Origin of the sequence: Endozoicomonas sp. ONNA2, assembly GCF_024606365.1 — a bacterium.
In the GTDB taxonomy this organism is placed as follows: domain Bacteria; phylum Pseudomonadota; class Gammaproteobacteria; order Pseudomonadales; family Endozoicomonadaceae; genus Endozoicomonas.
Window position 1 is genome coordinate 1 of sequence record NZ_JAHHPO010000675.1, and the last position, 5,661, is coordinate 5,661.

Here is a 5,661-nt window from a genome sequence, read left to right on the forward strand (position 1 = left end):
GACGTTTATTATAGCAGCTGATTCATGACGTACGATCAGTGGTAATCAGGAAATAGAAAGAGGTGATCAGATCGCTTTCCTTAACCTTGTTCACCACCCTGAACTCCCGGGTACCCCGCCAGCCTCCGTCTAACTGCTCATTCTCCCGATAAATGCCGCCCTCCACTTCGATAAACAGATTTGCCAGAAAACCATAGGCTTCTTTCCAGGCATGGAGTATTTCATCGGTTGCAGTTTCGCCCAGGACATGGGCTATGGCTTCCAGAAGGTGCTTGCCAACAGTGGGGTACTGTTCCGGCAGGATATTCAAGCTGACATGTTTGTGGGCGATTCGTTGTATATCGCGAGTCAGGGCACCAGGGTTGTCGATATTCGAGGCATAGGCATAGATCGCATTGGCCAGGGCAGCCTGTTGACGACCGGTTTTCAGATTGGTGGCGTTAAAAGTATTCAGCAGCTCCGGATTCTGGCTAAGCATCTGCTGGTAGAAGTGACGGGTAATGGTTTCACCATGTTCCTCCAGAACCGGGGCCGTGGCTTTGACGATACGAATCGTTTGTTTACTCAGGCTCATAGATCACCTCTTGCATTACAGTAAGAAGATGTATTTGAAATACATCTATTAAAGATGCATTATATATACACCTTTTCACTGTGTCTAACGCTGAATGAAACTGACTAAACACACCGACTATGCTCTGCGCATTCTGATGTATACAGCGCTACTACCGGAAGGGCGGTTGCTCTCGATCCGGGAAGTTACGGATACCTTTGATATTTCTCGTAACCATGTGATGAAGATCGTACATAAGCTCGGTCATGAGGGGTATCTCACAACGCTTCGAGGAAAAGGCGGTGGTTTCACTCTGGGTAAGCCGCCGGAAGCGATTAACCTGGGAGAACTGGTGCGGTGTATGGAAACCACCATGAAGGTGGTGGAGTGCGAGCAGCCGGTGTGCAGGATGTCACCGGGGTGTGAGTTGAAAGGGGTGCTTGCCGAAGCGGTAGCGGCTTTTATGGACGTGTTGAACCGGTATAGCCTGGCGGATTTGGTCGGCAACCGAAATGAGCTTATCCGGCTGCTGGCCATTGCCTGAGAAAGAAAAAGACTGCTAAACCGACTATTTAAAACCACGAAGACCAAAAAATCACAAAGATGAGAAGAGAACAGGAAGAATCTTATCTGGGTCTTTGTGAGCCTTTTGGTTCAAAAAAAGTATTAATCAAAAGCTTCCCGGCCCGGATATTTCATAAACTGCCCCGAATCCAGGAGGTTGTCCGAGAATAGCGGCCGTAGCGAGGATGGCAGAAAATTGAGGATAAAAATTTCGTTTTTTGCAGTGAATAGTGGTGCTATTTGCCGGATAAGGCGGGATATTTAGACCAATTTGCTACCACCGCAGTAGGGCAGTCTATTCTCGCACAGCCTCCTGGTTAAATCGTATTACTTTGTTTTCACTGAAGGTCAACTGATAGTTAACTGCCTGTTCGCCCGGGTCGATAATTTCCAGCCCCAGGCGGATAGGTTGTTCTTCAGGCATTTCATCGGAGCCCGCCAGCTCACCACCGAGGTATTCCGATGGGGTAAAGGTGCGGTTAGCCACCAGCCGACCATTGATATCGGTAAAGGTCAGGTTCAAATCTGGAAACGGTTGTGGGTGCCTGGCTTCATTGATGATTACGGCATCTATCTGCAGGGCGTTGTCTTGATCAGGATGGCTGCGTACTAAAAGATCAACACTTTTAATGGCGTTGATGTTGACTATAGGGGGAAGTGTGCAGGAAAGCAGGTTACAGGTCATGGCATAAGCTGGTCGCAGGGTGGGATTCAGTGACAGCGTATTACGGTTGAACCAGGCAAACTGCAGTGCCAGCAACATTAGCAGGCTGAAGGCCGCGCCCCCCCAGTAGGCGCTTTTCCTGCGGAGCTTTTGTTCGTTTATGATTTTTTCGGTTTCTTGCTGGTTCAGCTCATGAATCATGGTTTCGATGTTTTGCTGGTGATAGCCATCGTATTCTATCGGGGCAGTAGCAACCTTTGCCTTTATGGAAGGGCTAAGATCTTTGCTTCTGGATATTTCCTGTTGTTTTGAATCCGGCTTTTTTACCCTCCTTTTTAATGGCTTTTTTGCTAGCCGCCTTTTTACCGGTTTTTTCAATGGTTTTTTTGCTGGTTTTTGCGTTTGGACAGCCAGAGTTTCCTGAGGCTCTTTTCTGGGATGAGCAGATACCGGGTGTTTTGTCCTCTGGTATGAGGGCGTTGTTTCAAGGTTTTCAATGGCGGTGTTTACTTCTTCCTGCTCTGATTCTTTCGGGAGCGGTATCTGTTCTATGGCATTAAATACCCGAAGGCATGAACCGCAACGAACCGAGCCGTTGGCAGCCTTGAGCTGGGTATTGGTAATGCGGAATATGGTCTGGCAATGGGGACAAGTGACACTAGGCGGCGTCATGTTTACTGTTTACCTGATCTTAAAGCTACTTTTTTTATTAGATCAGAGCACCCATACTGAATCCAGTCCAATTGACTGCACTGGTACACAGTTTTTATTGGAAGCCATGGGTTAACAAGTTCTGTCATACCTGCATCACATCAATGCCAGCTTATCAACGTCGCTTGCCAGAGAGCATGGCCCAGTCATCAAGGGTGACTGCCGTGTCCATGGCAAACCACGGTTCATAGGTTTGTATTATTTCATCTGCTTGCTCAGCCAGAATACCTGACAGAGCAATGGCACCGCCTTTCTTCGTCAGACTGGCCAGTTTGTGCGACAGTTGAGTCAATGGGCCAGCGAGAATGTTGGCCATTACTATATCAGCCTGATCCGTTGGTTCGTCATCGGGCAGAAAAACTTCCAGCTTGTCCATCGGAATGTTATTTCGTCTGGCATTCTCGACAGTGGCTGCCAGCGCCTGCGGGTCCAGATCAACACCGACAGCTGATTGTGCATCCAGCAGGAGTGCAGCAATAGCGAGGATACCTGAACCACATCCATAGTCGATAACAGTTTTTCCGGTCAGGTTCTTCTGCTGGTCCAGCCAACGCAGGCACAGTGCCGTGGTGGGGTGCGTCCCGGTGCCGAACGCGAGACCTGGGTCCAACATCAGGTTAACAGCCTCAGGGTCGGGAACGTCTTTCCAACTGGGGCAGACCCACAGGCGATCACCAAACTGTATGGGGTGGAAGTGGGTCATCCACTCTCTTTCCCAGTCTTTATCTTCTAACAGTTCGACCTTGTGATCAGGGAAAGGGTTCAGTCCGGCGTTTGCCTTGAGAAATGGGATGACATCATCGGTGCGGGTCAGGGCATCAAACAAGCCTACAACTACGGTGTTACGCCACAGCGGCGTCGTACCTGGCTCAGGTTCATAGACCGGTTGATCTTTTGCATCCTGCAGAGTGACCGCACAGGCGCCAACTTTCAAAAGCAGGTCTTCCAGAATTTCAGCATGCTCAGAAGTTGTGTTCAGTCTGACTTGAATCCAAGACATTATGTTACCCAGAATGTAAAGCGATGAGAATTGCGGCCTGTTCTTCAGGAAAGAAATTCATAAACGGCTTATTGAAGGGGAGCCCTGATATTTAACTTTTACCAATTGATCGCCCGGTAAAAGAAACAGTAACCCCCGGATGGCCTTTCCATGGGGGACACTGGATGTCACTCGGCCAGTTTCTTCTCAAGATAGTGAATGCTGACACCGCCTTCCTTGAAGAAAGGATCTGTCACCAGATCCTGATGAAGGGGAATATTGGTTTTAATCCCGTCAATAACGGTTTCATCCAGTGCGTTCTTCATTCGGATAAGGGCCGTTTCACGATCCGGACCATAACTGATGATCTTGGCGATCAGTGAGTCATAGTAAGGAGGAACTCTATACCCGTTGTACAGATGGCTGTCAACGCGAACACCATTACCACCCGGTGCATGGAACTGTAAAACCTTGCCAGGTGATGGCATAAAGGTTTTTGGGTCTTCGGCGTTGATCCGGCATTCGAAGGCGTGGCCCTTGAGTTCGATGTCTCTTTGAGCAACGCCCAGGGGCAGGCCGCTGGCAATCCTCAGCTGCTCTTTGACAATATCGATGCCGCTGATCAGTTCAGTTACCGGGTGTTCAACCTGAACCCGGGTGTTCATTTCAATGAAATAGAACTTGCCATTTTCATACAGAAACTCAAAAGTACCAGCACCTTTATAGCCCAGCTCGATGCAGGCACGGATACAGGCACTGGCCACCTCCTGACGCTTCTCGTCTGGAATGCCGGGGGCTGGCGCTTCTTCAATAACCTTCTGATGACGACGTTGCAAAGAACAGTCACGGTCACCCAGGTGAATGGCGTTACCCTGACCATCGGCCAGTACCTGGAATTCCACATGACGCGGGTTTTGCAGGAATTTCTCCAGGTAAACTGTGTCATTGTTGAATGCCGCACCGGCTTCTGATTTGGTCAAGGCTACGGAGCTGATCAGGTCCTCTTCGTTATAGACCACGCGCATACCACGGCCCCCACCACCGCCGGCGGCCTTGATGATCACCGGGTAGCCGATATCCCGGGCAATGGCCATGGTATGGCTGTGATCTTCAGTGAGTGAGCCATTAGAGCCCGGAACCGTGGGAACACCGGCTTTTTGCATGGCTTCGATCGCGGAGACTTTGTCCCCCATAAGGCGGATAACGTCTGCAGAAGGCCCGATAAAGGTAAAGCCACTGCGTTCTACCTGTTCAGCAAAATCCGCATTTTCTGACAGGAAGCCGTATCCCGGATGAATCGCGTTGGCGTGAGTCACCTCGGCGGCACTAATGATGGCAGGAATATTGAGATAGCTGTCAGCCGGGTTGTTTGGACCAATACAGACGGACTCGTCCGCCAGATGCAGATGCATGAGATTAGCATCAGCCTTGGAGTGAACCGCAACGGTCTTGATGCCAAGCTCTTTGCAGGCCCTTAATATTCGCAGAGCTATTTCGCCCCGGTTGGCTATTACGACTTTATCGAGCATAACGCAATTCTCAGGCGATTATCAGACAATAGTGAACAGGGGCTGGTCGAACTCGACAGGCTGACCATTCTCTGCCAGAACGGCGTCAATGGTGCCGGATTTGTCCGCCTTGATCTGGTTCATCATTTTCATGGCTTCAACAATGCAGAGCACATCGCCTTCCTTGACCTGCTGACCGACCTTGGCGAAGTCAGGCGCATCCGGTGACGGGGCGCTGTAGAAGGTGCCAACCATGGGAGACTTGATCTGGTGACCGGAAGTTGCCGGTTCCGTTACCGAGGCTGCCGTTTCTGTTGCCGGCACAGGTGTTGGCGCTGGTGCGGGTGTCGGGTAAGCAACATGGGCTGCAGCAATATGGGCTGCAGCAGCATGGGCATTTTTCGAATAGCGGCTGATACGAACAGACTCTTCACCCTCGTGGATCTCAAGTTCATCAATTCCTGATTCTTCCAGTAGCTCAATGAGCTTTTTTACTTTTCTGATATCCATTGTCAGTCTCAAATGCTGGTACTGGCAGTTGTGGTCGGCCAGCAGAGTTGATTTTACCGAAAACCAAACATGTTGAGTGCAGGGTCCCCGGTGGTCAGTTTTTGCCCGACAGTGCGGCCGGGAGGCTGTCCGAGAATAGACTGCCCTACGCGGCAACTGCTCCTGCGTTGCT

General features: G+C 50.3%; 6 protein-coding genes. 1 reads left to right on the forward strand and 5 read right to left on the reverse strand.

The features are described 5' to 3' along the window. Positions 1 to 22 precede the first annotated feature (22 nt). Positions 23 to 574 carry a globin domain-containing protein gene (locus tag KDK14_RS11790; protein WP_257265319.1) on the reverse strand — a complete coding sequence of 184 codons (552 nt, stop codon included), beginning with the start codon at positions 572 to 574 and terminating at the stop codon, positions 23 to 25. Positions 575 to 668: 94 nt separating this feature from the next. Here KDK14_RS11790 and KDK14_RS11795 point away from each other — a divergent pair, with 94 nt between their 5' ends. Beyond that, positions 669 to 1,097, forward strand: a complete 429-nt coding sequence (locus tag KDK14_RS11795) for an Rrf2 family transcriptional regulator (protein WP_257265320.1) — start codon at positions 669 to 671, stop codon at positions 1,095 to 1,097. Positions 1,098 to 1,412: 315 nt separating this feature from the next. On the opposite strand, the gene KDK14_RS11800 is transcribed toward KDK14_RS11795, so the two are convergent. The 4 genes from KDK14_RS11800 to accB form a co-directional block, all read right to left on the reverse strand. Then, positions 1,413 to 2,453 (reverse strand): DUF3426 domain-containing protein, encoded by a 1,041-nt coding sequence (locus KDK14_RS11800; protein ID WP_257265321.1) that lies wholly within the window; start codon positions 2,451 to 2,453, stop codon positions 1,413 to 1,415. A gap of 154 nt (positions 2,454 to 2,607) precedes the next feature. Next, positions 2,608 to 3,492 (reverse strand): 50S ribosomal protein L11 methyltransferase, encoded by an 885-nt coding sequence (gene prmA / locus KDK14_RS11805; RefSeq protein ID WP_257265322.1) that lies wholly within the window; start codon positions 3,490 to 3,492, stop codon positions 2,608 to 2,610. Between the two features lie 167 nt (positions 3,493 to 3,659). Next, a complete protein-coding gene (gene accC, locus KDK14_RS11810; protein ID WP_257265323.1) occupies positions 3,660 to 5,000 on the reverse strand; it encodes an acetyl-CoA carboxylase biotin carboxylase subunit in 1,341 nt (446 codons plus the stop codon). Between the two features lie 21 nt (positions 5,001 to 5,021). Next, positions 5,022 to 5,489, reverse strand: a complete 468-nt coding sequence (gene accB, locus KDK14_RS11815) for an acetyl-CoA carboxylase biotin carboxyl carrier protein (protein ID WP_257265324.1) — start codon at positions 5,487 to 5,489, stop codon at positions 5,022 to 5,024. Between the last annotated feature and the right edge of the window lie 172 nt (positions 5,490 to 5,661).

What these genes read in the sequence shown, in the direction of transcription:
- KDK14_RS11790 (WP_257265319.1), bottom strand. Translation starts at nt 574, where the DNA reads ATGAGCCTGAGTAAACAAACGATTCGTATCGTCAAAGCCACGGCCCCG.
- KDK14_RS11795 (WP_257265320.1), top strand. Translation starts at nt 669, where the DNA reads ATGAAACTGACTAAACACACCGACTATGCTCTGCGCATTCTGATGTAT.
- KDK14_RS11800 (WP_257265321.1), bottom strand. Translation starts at nt 2,453, where the DNA reads ATGACGCCGCCTAGTGTCACTTGTCCCCATTGCCAGACCATATTCCGC.
- prmA (WP_257265322.1), bottom strand. Translation starts at nt 3,492, where the DNA reads ATGTCTTGGATTCAAGTCAGACTGAACACAACTTCTGAGCATGCTGAA.
- accC (WP_257265323.1), bottom strand. Translation starts at nt 5,000, where the DNA reads ATGCTCGATAAAGTCGTAATAGCCAACCGGGGCGAAATAGCTCTGCGA.
- accB (WP_257265324.1), bottom strand. Translation starts at nt 5,489, where the DNA reads ATGGATATCAGAAAAGTAAAAAAGCTCATTGAGCTACTGGAAGAATCA.